General features: G+C 70.9%; 14 protein-coding genes. 8 read left to right on the forward strand and 6 right to left on the reverse strand.

The genetic code is table 11. From position 1 onward, the window contains the following. Window positions 1–14: 14 nt before the first annotated feature. The 4 genes from EOT10_RS24975 to galU form a co-directional block, all read right to left on the reverse strand. Window positions 15–539: a MogA/MoaB family molybdenum cofactor biosynthesis protein gene (locus EOT10_RS24975; protein WP_127830574.1), complete on the reverse strand. Its 525-nt coding sequence runs from the start codon at window positions 537–539 to the stop codon at window positions 15–17. Next, entirely contained in the window at window positions 512–1,006 is a 495-nt protein-coding gene (gene moaC, locus EOT10_RS24980) for a cyclic pyranopterin monophosphate synthase MoaC (protein ID WP_127830575.1), read from the reverse strand. Before moaC ends, EOT10_RS24975 begins: the two co-directional genes overlap by 28 nt. A gap of 88 nt (window positions 1,007–1,094) precedes the next feature. Then, complete coding sequence (glp, locus tag EOT10_RS24985; RefSeq protein ID WP_127830576.1) at window positions 1,095–2,444, reverse strand: molybdotransferase-like divisome protein Glp; 1,350 nt, start codon at window positions 2,442–2,444, stop codon at window positions 1,095–1,097. After that, window positions 2,441–3,352, reverse strand: coding sequence for a UTP--glucose-1-phosphate uridylyltransferase GalU (gene galU, locus EOT10_RS24990; RefSeq protein ID WP_127830577.1), 912 nt, complete (start codon window positions 3,350–3,352; stop codon window positions 2,441–2,443). The genes glp and galU overlap by 4 nt, the downstream gene beginning before the upstream one ends. An 85-nt stretch (window positions 3,353–3,437) precedes the next feature. Between galU and EOT10_RS24995 the strand changes: the two genes are divergently transcribed. Next, on the forward strand, window positions 3,438–4,040 hold the full coding sequence (locus EOT10_RS24995) for a 5-formyltetrahydrofolate cyclo-ligase (protein WP_127830578.1): 603 nt from the start codon (window positions 3,438–3,440) through the stop codon (window positions 4,038–4,040). A gap of 70 nt (window positions 4,041–4,110) precedes the next feature. Here the strand turns inward: EOT10_RS24995 and EOT10_RS25000 are convergent, their stop codons facing one another. Further along, on the reverse strand, window positions 4,111–6,918 hold the full coding sequence (locus EOT10_RS25000) for a penicillin acylase family protein (protein WP_127830579.1): 2,808 nt from the start codon (window positions 6,916–6,918) through the stop codon (window positions 4,111–4,113). Between the two features lie 233 nt (window positions 6,919–7,151). Here EOT10_RS25000 and EOT10_RS25005 point away from each other — a divergent pair, with 233 nt between their 5' ends. The 6 genes from EOT10_RS25005 to mscL all read left to right on the forward strand — a co-directional run bounded on the left by EOT10_RS25005 (window position 7,152) and on the right by mscL (window position 13,323). Further along, window positions 7,152–8,732 carry a potassium/proton antiporter gene (locus EOT10_RS25005; protein ID WP_223281178.1) on the forward strand — a complete coding sequence of 527 codons (1,581 nt, stop codon included), beginning with the start codon at window positions 7,152–7,154 and terminating at the stop codon, window positions 8,730–8,732. A 314-nt stretch (window positions 8,733–9,046) separates the two neighbouring features. Further along, window positions 9,047–10,339 (forward strand): MFS transporter, encoded by a 1,293-nt coding sequence (locus EOT10_RS25010; RefSeq protein WP_127830580.1) that lies wholly within the window; start codon window positions 9,047–9,049, stop codon window positions 10,337–10,339. A 203-nt stretch (window positions 10,340–10,542) separates the two neighbouring features. Continuing rightward, on the forward strand, window positions 10,543–10,902 hold the full coding sequence (locus tag EOT10_RS25015; protein WP_127830581.1) for an FmdB family zinc ribbon protein: 360 nt from the start codon (window positions 10,543–10,545) through the stop codon (window positions 10,900–10,902). Between the two features lie 93 nt (window positions 10,903–10,995). Continuing rightward, entirely contained in the window at window positions 10,996–11,889 is an 894-nt protein-coding gene (locus EOT10_RS25020) for an S-methyl-5'-thioadenosine phosphorylase (protein ID WP_189492050.1), read from the forward strand. A gap of 204 nt (window positions 11,890–12,093) precedes the next feature. Next, the gene (locus EOT10_RS25025; protein ID WP_431313320.1) at window positions 12,094–12,723 is read left to right on the forward strand and encodes a hypothetical protein; all 630 of its coding nucleotides are present in this window, start codon (window positions 12,094–12,096) and stop codon (window positions 12,721–12,723) included. A 141-nt stretch (window positions 12,724–12,864) separates the two neighbouring features. Continuing rightward, window positions 12,865–13,323 carry a large conductance mechanosensitive channel protein MscL gene (gene mscL / locus EOT10_RS25030; protein WP_127830737.1) on the forward strand — a complete coding sequence of 153 codons (459 nt, stop codon included), beginning with the start codon at window positions 12,865–12,867 and terminating at the stop codon, window positions 13,321–13,323. Window positions 13,324–13,330: 7 nt separating this feature from the next. Here mscL and EOT10_RS25035 read toward each other — a convergent pair whose 3' ends face one another. After that, window positions 13,331–13,513 (reverse strand): hypothetical protein, encoded by a 183-nt coding sequence (locus EOT10_RS25035; RefSeq protein ID WP_127830582.1) that lies wholly within the window; start codon window positions 13,511–13,513, stop codon window positions 13,331–13,333. A 70-nt stretch (window positions 13,514–13,583) separates the two neighbouring features. Here EOT10_RS25035 and EOT10_RS25040 point away from each other — a divergent pair, with 70 nt between their 5' ends. Beyond that, window positions 13,584–14,843 carry a low temperature requirement protein A gene (locus EOT10_RS25040; RefSeq protein ID WP_127830583.1) on the forward strand — a complete coding sequence of 420 codons (1,260 nt, stop codon included), beginning with the start codon at window positions 13,584–13,586 and terminating at the stop codon, window positions 14,841–14,843. Window positions 14,844–14,929: the final 86 nt, after the last annotated feature.

Consider the following 14,929-nt stretch of genomic DNA (forward strand, 5'->3'; position numbering starts at 1 on the left):
CCAGGACGGGCTGTTCAGCTCGCACCCCCGTCAGGTCTGGGATGGTCTCCGCCGCGGAGCTGGTCGACGGCGTGGGTCAGCAGGGTGCCGAGGACGGCGAGGCCGTCCCTGACGCCGCCGGACGACCCCGGCAGGTTCACGATCAGGGTCCGGCCTGCGACGCCCGCGAGTCCTCGGGAGAGCGCGGCCGTTGGCACCTTCTCGCGGCCGAACGCCCGGATGGCCTCGGGGATGCCGGGCACCTCGTGGTCGAGCACGCTCCGGGTGGCCTCGGGGGTGCGGTCGGTGGGCGAGATGCCGGTGCCGCCCGTGGTGACGATGACGTCGTATCCGGCGTCGACCCCGGCCCGCAGCGCCTCGGCCACCGGGTCGCCGTCGGGGACGACCCGCGGGCCGTCGACCTGGAAGCCCAGGTCTTCGAGGCCCCGCGCGATCAGGGGGCCACCCTTGTCGGCGTAGACCCCGGCGGCCGCGCGGTTGGAGGCGGTGACCACGAGGGCGCGGTAGGCGCTCACTCCCCGGCCTCCGCGCGAGTCCAGTGGCCCGACTTGCCGCCGGTCTTCTCCTCGACGCGGACGTCCGTGATGACGGCGCCCTTGTCGACGGCCTTCACCATGTCGACGACGGTGAGCGCGGCGACCGAGACGGCCGTCAGTGCCTCCATCTCGACGCCCGTGCGGTCGGTGGTCTTCACCGTGGCGAGGATCTCCACCGCGTCGTCGGCGACCGCCAGGTCCAGCTTCACCCCGGACACCGCCAGCGGGTGGCAGAGCGGGATGAGGTCGGGGGTGCGCTTGGCACCCATGATCCCGGCGATGCGCGCGGTGGCGAGGGCGTCGCCCTTGGGGACTCCCTCACCCCGCAGCAGCTCCACCACGCGGGGCGATACGAGGACGCGGCCGCTGGCACGGGCGGTGCGCGCGGTCACGTCCTTGGCGGACACGTCGACCATGCGGGCGGCGCCCGCCTCGTCGATGTGCGTCAGTCGGTCCTGCGAACTGCTCATGGTGCTGTGGCGCTCCCGATCCGAGGGCCGCGGCGGTGCGGCGCGCGCGGCCTGTTGTGCGCGACACGCTATCGCGCGGACGGGGCGTCTAGCCGAGGAGGACCACGTCGACTTCCGTGCCCGGCTCGACCGATGTGGTCTTCTCGGGTACGACGATCAGCGCGTCCGCGTGCGCGAGCGCCGCGACGAGGTGGGATCCGGAGCCCCCCACGGGCGTGACGGTGCCGGCCTCGGCGTCGTACGTGCCGCGCAGGAACTGGCGGCGTCCGGCGGGCGAGCCGATCGCCTTGCCGGTCTTGAGGACCGCGCGGGCCGACGGCCGGTGGATGTCGGCGGCGGGCAGGCCCATGAGGGTGCGCACGGCGGGGCGTACGAACAGCTCGAAGGAGACGTACGAGGAGACGGGGTTGCCGGGCAGGGCGAGGAGCGGGGTGTGCTCGGGGCCGATGGTGCCGAAGCCCTGGGGCTTGCCGGGCTGCATGGCGAGCTTGCGGAACTCGACGCCGCTGCCGGCCCCGATGCCGGTCTCGTCCTCGGAGTCGCCGACGGACGTCAGCGCCTCCTTCACGACGTCGTACGCGCCGACGCTGACGCCGCCCGTGGTGACGATGAGGTCGGCGCGGATGAGCTGGTCCTCGATGGTGGAGCGCAGGGTCTCCGCGTCGTCGGCGACCGCGCCGACGCGGTAGGCGATCGCTCCGGCGTCGCGGGCGGCGGCGGTGAGGGCGAAGCTGTTGGAGTCGTAGATCTCGCCCTCGGCCAACTCCTCGCCCGGCTGGACGAGTTCGCTGCCGGTGGACATGACGACCACGCGCGGGCGCGGGCGCACGCGTACGGTGCCGCGGCCGATCGCGGCGAGCAGGGCGATCTGCGGCGGGCCCAGGACCGTGCCGGCCTCCAGGGCGCGGTCGCCGGCCTTCACGTCGCTGCCCTTGGCGCGCACGTGCGCGCGTGCCTCGGCGGGGCGGTGCACGCGGACCTCGCCGGTGGCGCCCTCGGGGGCCGCGCTGTGGGCGCGCATCCCGGAGACCGGGCCCTCGCCCAGGCCGCCGTCGGTCCACTCCACGGGGACGACGGCCTCGGCGCCGGAGGGCAGCGGGGCGCCGGTCATGATGCGGGCGGCCTGGCCGGGCCCGACGTGGAGCAGTCCCGCCCGGCCCGCCGCCACGTCTCCCACGACCGTGAGCACCGCGGGGAACTCCTCGCTCGCGCCCGCCACGTCGGCGGCCCTGACCGCGTACCCGTCCATCGAGCTGTTGTCGAAGGGGGGCAGCGAGACGGGCACCGTGATGTCCTCGACGAGGACGCAGCCCTGTGCGTCGAGGAGCTGGAGCTCGATGGGCTCCAGGGGGCGGACGGTGTCGAGGATGTCCTCCAGGTGCTCCGCCACCGACCAGACGTGCTGCTGCCCGGTGGCGTGTGTGGTCGCGCTGCTCAAGGTGCCTGCATCTCCTCGGTGACGTAACTGCGAAGCCAGGACCGGAAGTCGGGCCCCAGGTCCTCACGTTCGCATGCGAGTCTGACAATGGCACGCAGATAGTCGCTGCGGTCCCCGGTGTCATACCGGCGGCCCTTGAAGACGACGCCGTGCACGGGGCCGCCGACCTTCTCGTCCGCGGCGAGCTGCTGGAGGGCGTCGGTGAGCTGGATCTCGCCGCCGCGGCCCGGCTCGGTCCGGCGCAGTATGCCGAAGATCGCGGGGTCGAGCACGTAGCGCCCGATGATCGCGTAGTTCGACGGGGCGTCCTCGGGGTCGGGCTTCTCGACCAGGCCGGTGACCTTGACGACATCGCCGTCGGTGGTCGACTCGACGGCGGCGCAGCCGTAGAGGTGGATCTGCTCGGGCTCGACCTCCATGAGGGCGATGACGCTGCCGCCGCGCTCCTCCTGGACGTCGACCATGCGGGCGAGCAGGGGGTCGCGCGGGTCGATCAGGTCGTCACCGAGGAGGACCGCGAAGGGCTCCTGGCCGACGTGCGGGGCCGCGCACAGGACGGCGTGACCGAGGCCCCTGGGGTCGCCCTGGCGGACGTAGTGCATGGTCGCGAGGTCGCTGGACTCCTGGACCTTGGTGAGACGGTCGGCGTCACCCTTCTTCTGGAGGGCCGACTCGAGCTCGTAGTTGCGGTCGAAGTGGTCCTCCAGGGGCCGCTTGTTGCGGCCTGTGATCATGAGTACGTCGTGGAGGCCGGCGGACACGGCCTCCTCGACGACGTACTGGATCGCCGGCTTGTCGACGACCGGCAGCATCTCCTTCGGCGTCGCCTTGGTGGCCGGCAGGAACCGGGTGCCGAGGCCTGCGGCGGGGATGACAGCCTTGCTGATCCTGGGGTGCGAGTCAGTCATGCGGTGAACCATATCCGTAGCGTCTGGGGTGGAAGATTTGCTTCCAGCTAAGTTGATGTCTATATGAGGGGTTTGTGAGCGAGCTATGTCTTTGTCAAAGGCTGGCAAGAGCGCGTTGCGCGCAGCGCTCCTCCAGGTGAGGTCCGGGTTGACCGCCGATGACGTCGAGAAGGCGGCCGAGTTGCTGGCCCGTCAGGCCCTTGAGCTGCCCGAGCTGTCCGGGGCGCGGACGGTCGCCGCGTACGTCTCCGTCGGCCGGGAGCCGGGCACGCGCGCGCTGCTCGACGCCCTCCACGCGCGCGGGGTGCGCGTGCTGCTCCCCGTACTCCTCGGCGACAACGACCTGGACTGGGGCGCCTACGACGGACCGGGGTCCCTCGCGCGCGTGCAACACGCGGGAAAGATGACCCTTTTGGAGCCCGCCGGGGATCCGCTCGGCAAAGAGGCCGTCGTGGAGGCGGACGCCGTCCTGCTGCCCGGCCTCGCGGTGGACGGGCGCGGCATGCGCCTCGGCCGCGGCGGCGGCTCCTACGACCGGGTCCTCGCCCGCCTGGAGCGCGCGGCCGCGGATCCCTCGCTCGTCGTGCTCCTGTACGACGGCGAGATCGTCGCGCACGTGCCCGAGGAGGCGCACGACCGGCCGGTGCACGCCGTCGTGACGCCGTCGGGCACGCGCCGCTTCCGGTGAGCTGACGGGATGTGAAAGGGCCCTCCACGCACGCGTGGAGGGCCCTTTCACGAGGTGACGCTCGGCCGGGTCAGGGCCGCAGCACCAGGGTGTCCTTCGTCGCCCCGTCGACCGCCTTCTCCGAAGAGGCCCACGGAATCAGCTCGCCCTTGGACCACTTGTCGGTCTGGTCGGTGTAGTGCGCGCTGAACGCGTGCCCCGAAGCGCCGGTCAGGTTGATCCACTTGGACTTGTCGAGGTCCGCGAGGTTGACCACCATCCGCATCGACGGCACCCAGATGACGCCGTAGCCGCCCGCCGCGTTCCAGCCGGTCGCGTCCACGGCCGCCTCGCCGCCGCCGAGCTTCCACGGGCCGCGGTTGAGCACGTACTGGAGCCAGCCGGGCCCGTCCGTGCCGAGGGTCTGGTTCTTCAGGCTGAGCTGGTGCAGGCGGCCCCAGCTCCAGGTGTCGACGTCCTTGCCGAGCTTGGCGGTGACGTCCCAGCGCGCATCCCGCATGGCCCGCGCGAACAGCTGATCGCGGGTCTTGGCCTCGGCGTGAGTCCGGGTCGCCGGGGCCTTCCACCAGTCGTTGTTCTCGTCGTCGATGATGTTGCGGACGACCTCGAACCAGCGGTCGCCGCCGTCCGGCTGCGCCGAGTCCGCGGCACGCTGACCGCACTCGCGCACCCGCTGGTCCTCGTCCGCGGGGCCGGTGTCACCGGCCGGTTCGACGCTCAGGCACTGGCCCTGGACACGCAGCTCCTTGGGGAGCTTGTTGCCGAAGGCCAGCTTGAGGATGTTGCGCCAGACCGAGTTGAAGTACGCGGCCGCCGCCGAGTCCGGGCTCTGGGTGTAGTCCCAGTTCTCCAGGAGCTTCTGCGCCTCGCGGACGTCCTTGTCCGAGACGTCGATCTTGAGCAGCTTGGGCACGAGCAGCTTGGCGATCTCGCTGCTGTTGTCCATCTGCATGGTGCGCATGTCGTCGGTGGAGATCTTGCCGCCGCCGGCGATCTTCGACTCGATCAGGTCGGTGATGCGCTGGCTGCGCGTGCCGTAACCCCAGTCGGACGTGAGGTGGTACGGGTACTTGTCCTTGTCGATGACGGCCTGGTTCGCCGTCACGATGTAGCCGCGCTTCGGGTTGAACTCGTAGGGCAGCGCGGCCTGCGGGATGTAGCCCTTCCAGCGGTACCTGGAGTCCCAGCCGGGCGCGGGCAGCGAGCCGTCGTCGCCCTTGGCGCGTACCGGGATCCTGCCGGGCGCCTGGTAGCCGATGTTGCCCTTGGTATCGGCGTAGATCAGGTTCTGCGAGGGCACCTCGAAGTCGGCGGCGGCCTTGCGGAACTGCGTCCAGCCCGTCGCCCTGTCCAGGGCGAAGACGGCGTCCATGGACTTGCCGGGGGTCAGCGCGGTCCAGCGCAGCGAGACCCCGTAGCCGTCGCCGCGGTCGGGGGCGGCCGTGTCGACCCTAGCCTTCTTGCCGACCTTGACGAGCTCGTCGTCACGGTCGGAGATCAGAGGGCCGTTGTCGGTCTCGCGGACGGTGATGGTCTTGTCGTCGCCGCCGGCGACCTTGATGGTCTCCTTGCGGGTCTTGAACGGGACCGTCTTGCCGTCGGACTGGTAACCGCCGCCGCTGTTCAGCTTCTCCAGGTAGAGGTCGGTGACGTCGGCGCCGAGGTTGGTCATGCCCCAGGAGATGTCCTGGTTGTGGCCGATGATCACGCCGGGCATCCCGGCGAACGTGTAGCCCGTGACGTCGTACTGGCAGCTTGCGGAGATGCTCCGGCAGTGCAGACCCATCTGGTACCAGACCGACGGGAGCTGCGGTGACAGGTGCGGGTCGTTGGCGAGCAGCGGCTTGCCGGTGATCGTGTGCTCTCCGGAGACGACCCACGAGTTGGAGCCGATGCCGTTGCCGTTCGGGCCGACGGCCGCGGGGACCTGGTCCAGGGCGTCGGAGAGTCCGGTCAGCTGGCTCTGGAGCCCGTTCGGGGCCTCGGTGTTGCCGGCGAGGCCGGTGCCGGAGCCCGTGCCTCCCGTGCCTCCCGTGCCGGTGGTGTTAGCGGTGGAGGCGCCAGTTCCGGTGCCGGTTTGATTTCCGGACCCGCTGGAGCCCGCCCCGTAGGTGCCGGTCGCGCTGTCGTAGGAGCCCGACTGGACGATCGCCTTGTTCCGGTCGTACGGGTAGTCCGGGTAGAGGTCCGCGATCTGCTGCGGGCCGAGGCGGCTCGTCATCAGGGAGCGGTCGATCTCTTCCTGCATGTTGCCGCGCAGGTCCCAGGCCATCGCCTTGAGCCAGGCCACCGAGTCGGCCGGCGTCCACTTCTGCGGCGTGTAGTCGTTGGTGAACCCGAGCGCCGCGTACTCGACGGAGATGTCACCGCCGTCCTTGCCCGCGAGGTAGGCGTTGACTCCCTTGGCGTACGCCTGGAGGTACTTCTTCGTCTCGGGCGAGAGCTTGGAGTCGTACTCCTTCTGCGCCACCCGGTGCCAGCCGAGCGTCCGCAGGAACTCATCGGTCTTGACCTGGCTCTTGCCGAACATCTCGGAGAGCCGGCCGGAGGTCATATGACGGCGGACGTCCATCTCCCAGAAGCGGTCCTGCGCCTGCACATAGCCCTGGGCCATGAACAGGTCCGCGTCGGACGAGGCGTAGACCTGAGGGATCCCGTAGGAGTCGCGCTTGACGTCGACGGGCCCGGAGAGTCCGTCGAGCTTGATCGACCCCTTCGTCTGCGGGAAGGAGGCGCGCACGGTGCCGACGCTCCAGTACGTGCCGTAGCCGATGCCCGCGACAATGGCCAAAACCAGCACGATCAGGATGAGTCGGGCTCTGCGCCCCTTCTTCTTGCCGGACGAATGGCCGGAAGAGGCGTTGGTGTTCGAGGGCATCGCTGTCCTTGCTGTCCTTCGCGAGCGGCAGAGCGGGCTGCAGGCGGGCTGTGGGGTCACGGAGCGCTGGGAGCAACCATAGGCGCAGGGCTCGGCGGCTCCGGACGCGGTGTCAAGAACCCGGGCCCTGGAGCCGCCCGAGGTCATCCTGAAGAGCGTCAAGAAAGCGTCAACGATTAGGTAAGGTAACGAAGTAGTTTAACGAAGTAGTTTCCTGAGTGCCGCCCCCCGGAGTGAGTGCCGGATCCCCGGAGCGAGCGCCCGATCCCCTGAGGGAGGAACAGCCCCTGACCGTCCACCACCTCAACCAGCTCCTGCTCGTCTGTTCGCTGGTCCTGCTGATCGCCGTGGCAGCCGTGCGCATCTCCTCGCGCAGCGGTCTGCCGAGCCTGTTGCTCTACCTCGGCATCGGGGTGGCGATGGGCCAGGACGGCATCGGCAACGTGTCGTTCAGCAACGCCGAGCTGACGCAGGTCATCGGCTACGCGGCCCTCGTCGTGATCCTGGCCGAGGGCGGCCTCGGCACGAAGTGGAAAGAGATCAAGCCGGCACTGCCGGCCGCCGTCGCGCTGTCGCTGGCCGGAGTCGCCGTCAGCGTGGGCGTGACAGCCGCCGGGGCGCACTACCTCGTGGGTCTGGAGTGGCGGCAGGCTCTGATCATCGGCGCGGTGGTGTCCTCGACGGACGCCGCGGCCGTCTTCTCCGTCCTGCGCAAGGTGCCGCTGCCGTCCCGCGTGACGGGCGTCCTGGAGGCCGAGTCCGGCTTCAACGACGCCCCCGTCGTGATCCTGGTGGTGGCCTTCTCCACGGCCGGACCCGTCGAGCACTGGTACGTCCTCGTCGGCGAGATCGCCCTCGAACTGGCGATCGGCGCCGCGATCGGCATCGCGGTGGGCTGGCTCGGCGCCTTCGGACTGCGGCGCGTCGCGCTGCCCGCCTCCGGCCTCTACCCGATCGCCGTCATGGCCATCGCCGTCACCGCGTACGCCGCCGGAGCCATGGCCCACGGCAGCGGGTTCCTCGCCGTCTACCTCGCCTCGATGGTCCTCGGCAACGCGAAGCTCCCGCACTGGCCCGCCACCCGCGGCTTCGCCGAAGGACTCGGCTGGATCGCGCAGATCGGCATGTTCGTGCTGCTCGGCCTGCTCGTCACCCCGCACGACCTCGCGGACGACTTCTGGCCCGCGATCGTCATCGGCCTCGTCCTGACGATGGTGGCGCGCCCTCTGGAGGTGTTCTTCAGCCTCGTGCCCTTCCGGATGCCCTGGCAGGAGAAGGCCCTCATGTCCTGGGCCGGGCTGCGCGGCGCGGTGCCCATCATCCTGGCCACCATCCCGATGGTGAACGGCATCGAGGACAACCGCCGCATCTTCAACATCGTCTTCGTGCTCGTCGTCGTCTACACCCTCGTCCAGGGGCCCACGCTCCCCTGGCTCGCCCGGGAACTGCGCCTCGGCAGCGACACCTCCGCCTCCGACCTCGGCATCGAGTCGGCGCCCTTGGAGCGGCTGCGCGGACACCTCCTCTCGGTGTCGATCCCCGAGAAGTCCCGGATGCACGGCGTCGAGGTCAGCGAGCTGCGGATGCCCGTGGGCGCCGCCGTCACCCTCGTCGTACGCGACGGGAAGTCCTTCGTACCCATGCCGACCACCGTCCTGCGCCGCGGCGACGAACTGCTCGTGGTGGCGACGGACCCGGTGCGCGACGAGGCCGAGGCCCGGCTGCGGGCCGTGGCACAGGGCGGCAAGCTGGCCGGATGGCTCTCGGGGCACGGGGCGCCGGGACGCGGACGACGGGGGCGCGGGGCCTCATAGAGGGTCCCCCGGGGTCCCTACGGAGTCCCTACGGGGACCCCGACTTCCCCGGGTGTTCCACCGGAGTTCCGCTTCGCGGAAGAACTCGGCCCCGTCGGCCGTTAACATGGCCGGTACACACGTGAAAGTTCCACCGACTCTGCCTGATGTAGAGCCGGCGCGACCGCAAAGCGGCCGCGGTTCCCTTGCAGCACCCTGCATGGCCCAGGGCCTCCTGGCGCGGACCTCGGTATCACTCGGTTCCCGGCGCAAGAGGACGGCTCTCGGCGCACCCCACCGGGTCAGCGCTACCAGGCGGCAGAAAGGCAAGGACCGTGCCTGAGAACCACCCGGCCACGGTCACCGACAAGCGCCCCGGATACGGCCAGCTGCTGCGTACCCGCGGCGCCTGGACGTTCCTGCTCCCCGGCTTCGCCGCCCGGCAGCCGTTCGCGATGCTCACGCTCTCGACGGTGCTGCTCGTACAGCACACCACCGGCTCGTACGGGACCGCCGGCGCCGTCTCCGCCACCACCGGCGTCTCCATGGCGCTGTTCGCCCCCTTCACGGGCAAGCTCGCCGACCGGTTCGGGCAGCGCGCCGTCCTGATCCCCGGCGTCCTCCTGCACACGGCCTCCGTCCTGGCGCTGACGCTGCTCGCGCTCTCCGGCGCGCCCCTGTGGACCCTCTTCGTGGCGGCGGTCCCGACCGGCGCCTCCACCCCGCAGATCGGCCCCATGGTGCGGGCCCGCTGGGGCGTCAAGCTCCACGGCTCCCCCCTGATGACGACGGCCGCCGCCTTCGAGTCGGTCACGGACGAGTTCACATTCGTCCTCGGCCCCCTGTTCGCGACCGCCCTGTGCACCGGCGTGCACCCGGCCGCGGGCCTGATCACGGAGGCGTCCCTGACCCTGGCCGGCGGCCTCCTGTTCGCCGCCCAGCGCAGCACGCAGCCGCAGCCCTCCCGGTCCACGAACGATGTCCACGCACGCGTGGAGCACGATTCCGCCCTGCGGGTGCCCGGAGTGCGCGTCCTCATCGCCGCGTTCCTCGGCATCGGCGCCGTCTTCGGCGGCATGCAGGTCTCCCTGGCCGCCTTCACCGAGTCGATCGGCGAGCCCGGTCTGAATGGTGTCCTCTACGGGACGTTCGCCGCGGGCAACATGCTCTCCGGCATCGTCTGCGGAGCCGTTGCCTGGAAGATCGCGCCGCAGCGCCGCCTCCTGCTCGCGTACACCGCCCTGGCCCTGACCGCCTCGGGCCTGTGGGCCGCGCAGTCCGTGCTCCTGCTGGCCGGGCTCGGCCTGCTGGTGGGCACGTGCATCGCACCCGCCCTGATCACCGGCTACACGCTCGTCGACCGCCTGGTCCCCTCGACCGCCCGCACGGAGGCCTTCACCTGGCTGACGGGCGCGGTCGCCCTGGGCCAGGCGGCCGCCGTCACGGTCGCCGGCCAGCTGGAGGACCGCCTGTGGGACGGGGCCGGATTCCTGGTCCCGATGGGGGGCACCGTGCTCGCCCTGCTGGTCGTCGCGGCCCTGCGTTCGCGGCTCGTGCCGCCGCGCGTGACCAAGGTGGTCACACGCGGCGCGGCCCATCGCGAACCCGTCGCGATCGGTGAGATGTGACGCGTATTTTTTTTTCCCGGGAATACGTCACTGTGACTCCGCCGCCGAGGCGGCTTCTCACTTGGGCCGGCAGGCCCTCATGACGGTCAAGCCCTGACCGCTGCCCGAGGGCAGGTGACGCACGTTACTCCAATTGCCGGGTGGCACGGGTTAACATGGACGATCGTTAGCACTCATCGAGTGAGAGTGCCAGGAGGAAGCAAGTGCCGACGTACCAGTACCAGTGCACCGAGTGTGGCGAGGGCCTCGAGGCGGTGCAGAAGTTCACCGATGACGCCCTGACCGTGTGCCCCAGCTGCGACGGACGCCTCAAGAAGGTGTTCTCGGCGGTCGGCATCGTCTTCAAGGGATCGGGCTTCTACCGCAACGACAGCCGCGGCTCCTCGTCGAGCAGCTCGCCGGCGTCGTCCGCGAAGTCGTCCGGCTCCTCGGACTCGAAGTCGTCGTCCTCGGACTCCGCGTCCTCCGGGTCGTCGTCCTCTTCGTCGACGTCCTCGGCTTCTTCGACGTCCTCGGCCTCGGCCTCGTCGTCAGGGTCGTCCACCCGCTCTTCCGCCGCGTAAGGCCCACCCCGCCCGTCCGATCGGTTCTTACGAAACCCTGTCGTCCACCGACGACAGGGTTTTCGGCGTTCCCGTCCCGCTACTGTGCCGGACATGGCGAACACTGTGCCGGGCACGGCGAACAAGGCGAACACGGCGAACGTGGCGGACACCGGGGCCACGGCCGGGATCGGCGTCATCGGCGGCTCCGGCTTCTACTCGTTCCTGGACGACGTGACCGAGCTCCGGATCGACACCCCGTACGGGGCGCCCAGCGACTCGCTCTTCCTCGGTGAGATCGCGGGCCGGAAGGTCGCCTTCCTGCCCCGCCACGGCCGCGGCCACCATCTGCCGCCGCACCGCATCAACTACCGCGCCAACCTCTGGGCCCTGCGTTCCGTGGGCGTCCGGCAGATCCTCGGCCCGTGCGCCGTGGGCGGCCTGCGGCCCGAGTACGGGCCGGGGACGCTCCTGGTGCCCGACCAGTTCGTGGACCGCACGAAGGCCCGCGCCCAGACGTACTTCGACGGGGCGCCGCTGCCGGACGGGACCGTGCCGAACGTGGTGCACGTGTCGCCGGCCGACCCGTACTGCCCGACCGGGCGCCGGATCGCGGTGAAGGCGGCGCGCGGGCGCGACTGGGAGCCGGTGGACGGCGGGACGCTCGTGGTCGTCGAGGGGCCGCGGTTCTCGACCCGTGCCGAGTCGCGCTGGCACGCCTCGCAGGGCTGGTCGGTGGTCGGCATGACCGGCCACCCCGAGGCGATGCTCGCCCGTGAACTCGAGCTCTGCTACACGTCCTTGACCCTGGTGACCGACCTCGACGCGGGCGCCGAGTCGGGCGAGGGCGTCTCGCACGACGACGTGCTCCAGGTCTTCGCCGCCAATGTGGACCGGCTGCGGACGGTGCTCTTCGACGCGGTGGCGGGGCTGCCGGCGGAGGAGGAGCGGGACTGCCTGTGCACGCGGGCGCTCGGCGGGATGGATCCGGGGTTCGTGCTGCCGTAGGAAACGGCGAACTTGCTGTTGGGTGGGTGAACTTCCCGTTCGGGTGAGGGAGTTGTCCACAACCCGTCGGTAGTCCACGGGGCTCAGCGGGATTCGGCACGAGCGTGGATCGTGGAGCGCGAGACGGGCTGACGGACTTTCGGGCTTTCGGGCCCGTGCGGTCCCGATTCTCCAGACGCTTCCCGAACCAGGCGGTGGTCTTCCGTGTACCAGCTCGACGCTCCCCCACTCGGCACGCCCTCACTCGACCCGTCCCCACTCGACCCGTCCCCACTGGGCACGCCCTCACTCAGCACGCCTCCACTCAGTACGCCCCCGACCTGCGAGGTCCCGCGGTTCGCGCCGCTGCGGGTGCGCGGTGGGCGGTGGCGGGCCCGGCCCGCGACGCGGCACCGGCGGCGGGCCGTCGCGGCGGGACTGGCACTGACGGCCGCGGCGCTGGTGACCGCCGGACCCTCCGGTGCCGGGCCCGGGCGGGAGCGCGCCGCCCCCGCCGGTGAGCGGGAGGCGCATGAGAGGGAGCCGCGCCGGCCCGTCGTGACGGTGTCCGCGCCGGTGCGGATCGCGGACGCGGCCGCTGTGCGGCTGCTGCGGCCGGGCGACCGGGTGGACGTGGTGGCGGCGGGAGCGGGGGCCGTGGCCGGGGAGGGTGCCGCCGCGGGCGGCCAGGGTGCCCGGATCGTGGCGGCGGGGGCGCGGGTCAGGTCCGTGCCGGAGTCGGCGGACGTGGCGGCGGAGGGCGGCGCCCTGGTCGTGCTGTCCGTGCCGCGGGCGACGGCGGCCCGACTCGCCGGGGCCGGTGCGACCTCACGACTGGCGGTGACCCTGTGGTGATCATTTCTTTCGGGCCCGCCCGCACGGTTTCGAGGTCAAGTCCCTCGTTCGAGTTACCGAATTGGACAGGTCTGCCACGTGTTGTCGTAGGTTGCGAAGTTGTTTGCTCCACAACCTGTACACGTGAAGAAAGGCCTCCTGGTGAGCGAGAAGAAGAAGCCCAGTGTGTGGGAGGGCTTCAAGGCCTTCCTGATGCGGGGCAATGTGATCGACCTTGCCGTCGCTGTCGTCATCGGCGCCGCGTTCACCAACATCGTGAACTCGGTCGTGAAGGGGGTCATCAACCCGCTGGTCGGCGCGTTCGGCACGAAGGACCTGGAGGGCTACAAGTCCTGCATCAAGGGCACGTGCCCGGGCCCCGGCGGCATCGAGATCCTGTGGGGGTCGGTGCTCAGCGCGGTCCTCAGCTTCGTGATCACGGCCGCGGTCGTGTACTTCCTGATGGTGCTGCCGATGGCCAAGTACCTCGCCAAGAAGGCGGACCGGGACGCCGCGAAGGAGGGCGTGCACGAGACCCTGGAGGTGTCCGAGCTGGAGGTCCTGAAGGAGATCCGCGACGCCCTGGTGGCGCAGCGCGGCTCCGGGCACAGCGAGGCGTAGCGGCGGCTCAGATGTGGTGGGGCGGCTTCTCGTCGAGGAAGCGCGCCAGGTCGGCGGCGCTGTCGCCGCCGCCGGTGGGCCGCTCGCCCCACCCACGGTCCGTGTCGTCCGAGGACTGCGTGTTCAGCGGGTCGTCGAAGACCAGCGCGCTCTTCGGATCGCGCGGTTCGGGGGCGGGGGCGGTGCTCATGCCTCCAGCGTACGTCCGCGGGAGCGAGCCGACGTCCCCGGGCGGGCCTCGGGTCTGCTGTGCTTGGACCATGACGTCCTTCCAGGGCAGTGAGCCCGGCCCGGCCCCCAAGAGGCATGCACCACCCGGCCCCCGGCCGCCCGTCCGCCGTATGACCGCGCGGGGGCGTGGTGAGGCGCACCGGGTGGCGACACCGCTGGAGCTGCTCTTCGACCTGTGTTTCGTCGTGGCCGTGGCCCAGGCGGGCGCCCAGCTGGTGCACGCCGTGGCCGGGGGGCACGCGGGCGAGGGGGTGCTCAACTACGCGATGGTGTTCTTCGCCATCTGGTGGGCGTGGATGAACTTCTCCTGGTTCGCGTCGGCGTACGACAACGACGACGCGCTGTACCGGGTGGTCACCCTCGTGCAGATCGCCGGTGTGCTCGTGCTGGCCGCCGGGGTGTCGCGGGCCTTCGAGAGACATGAGTTCCTGGCCGTCTGGCTCGGGTACCTGATCATGCGCCTCGCGATGAGCGCGCAGTGGCTGCGCGCGGCGGCGTCCACGACGGGTGCCGAGCGGCGCACGGCGCTTCGGTACGCGTGCGGGGTGCTGCTCTGCCAGGTCGGCTGGCTCGGCCTGCTGGTCCTGCCCGAGCCCGCGAGACCGTGGGTGTTCCTGGTGATGGCGCTCGCCGAGATGGCCGTCCCGGTGTACGCGGAGAGGGCCGCCGGCACGTCCTGGCACCCGCATCACATCTCCGAGCGGTACGGCCTGTTCGTGATCATCGTCCTTGGCGAGTCGATCGCGGCGGCGACGGTCGCGGTGAAGTCCGGGGTCGACGAGCACGACGCGCTCGGTGAGCTGCTGCCGATCGCCGCGGGCGGGCTCCTCATCGTGTTCGCCGCGTGGTGGATCTACTTCGCGGTGCCGATCCACGGGTATCTGCGCTCGAACCGGGAGTCGTTCCTGTGGGGCTACGGCCACTACGTGATCTTCGCGTCGGCGGCGGCGATCGGGGCGGGGATCGAGGTGGCCGTGGAGCAGGCGGTGGGGCAGGCGCATGTGTCGACGCTCGCCGCGTCGGCCGCGGTGACGGTGCCGACGACGCTGTATCTGCTGACGGTGTGGGCCCTGCACGCCCGGCATTTCAAGGTCGGCACCGCCCAGCAGCTGGTGCTTCCGGTGAGTGCGCTGGTGATCGCGGTGTGTACGTTCGCGGGCCGCTGGGCCGTTCTCGCAGCGGGCGTCGCGGCCGCGCTGACCGTCGTCCTGGGTGTCACGCTCACCGCCCGCAGAGCGCGCGCGGAGGCGGTCGCGGGCCCCAACTCTCGTGATACGCATGCCGTTTGACGCCAACCGGGAAACGATCTTTCGCCTCGGAGACGTCCGCCGCTCCGTGCCCTGCTGCACGGAGGCTTCCCCCGGCCGAAGCCGGG

The organism is Streptomyces antnestii, from assembly GCF_004005495.1.
GTDB classification, from domain to species: domain Bacteria; phylum Actinomycetota; class Actinomycetes; order Streptomycetales; family Streptomycetaceae; genus Streptomyces; species Streptomyces antnestii.

What these genes read in the sequence shown, in the direction of transcription:
- EOT10_RS25000 (WP_127830579.1), bottom strand. Translation starts at nt 6,918, where the DNA reads ATGCCCTCGAACACCAACGCCTCTTCCGGCCATTCGTCCGGCAAGAAG.
- EOT10_RS25035 (WP_127830582.1), bottom strand. Translation starts at nt 13,513, where the DNA reads ATGAGCACCGCCCCCGCCCCCGAACCGCGCGATCCGAAGAGCGCGCTG.
- galU (WP_127830577.1), bottom strand. Translation starts at nt 3,352, where the DNA reads ATGACTGACTCGCACCCCAGGATCAGCAAGGCTGTCATCCCCGCCGCA.
- EOT10_RS25020 (WP_189492050.1), top strand. Translation starts at nt 10,996, where the DNA reads ATGGCGAACACTGTGCCGGGCACGGCGAACAAGGCGAACACGGCGAAC.
- EOT10_RS24995 (WP_127830578.1), top strand. Translation starts at nt 3,438, where the DNA reads ATGTCTTTGTCAAAGGCTGGCAAGAGCGCGTTGCGCGCAGCGCTCCTC.
- EOT10_RS25040 (WP_127830583.1), top strand. Translation starts at nt 13,584, where the DNA reads ATGACGTCCTTCCAGGGCAGTGAGCCCGGCCCGGCCCCCAAGAGGCAT.
- moaC (WP_127830575.1), bottom strand. Translation starts at nt 1,006, where the DNA reads ATGAGCAGTTCGCAGGACCGACTGACGCACATCGACGAGGCGGGCGCC.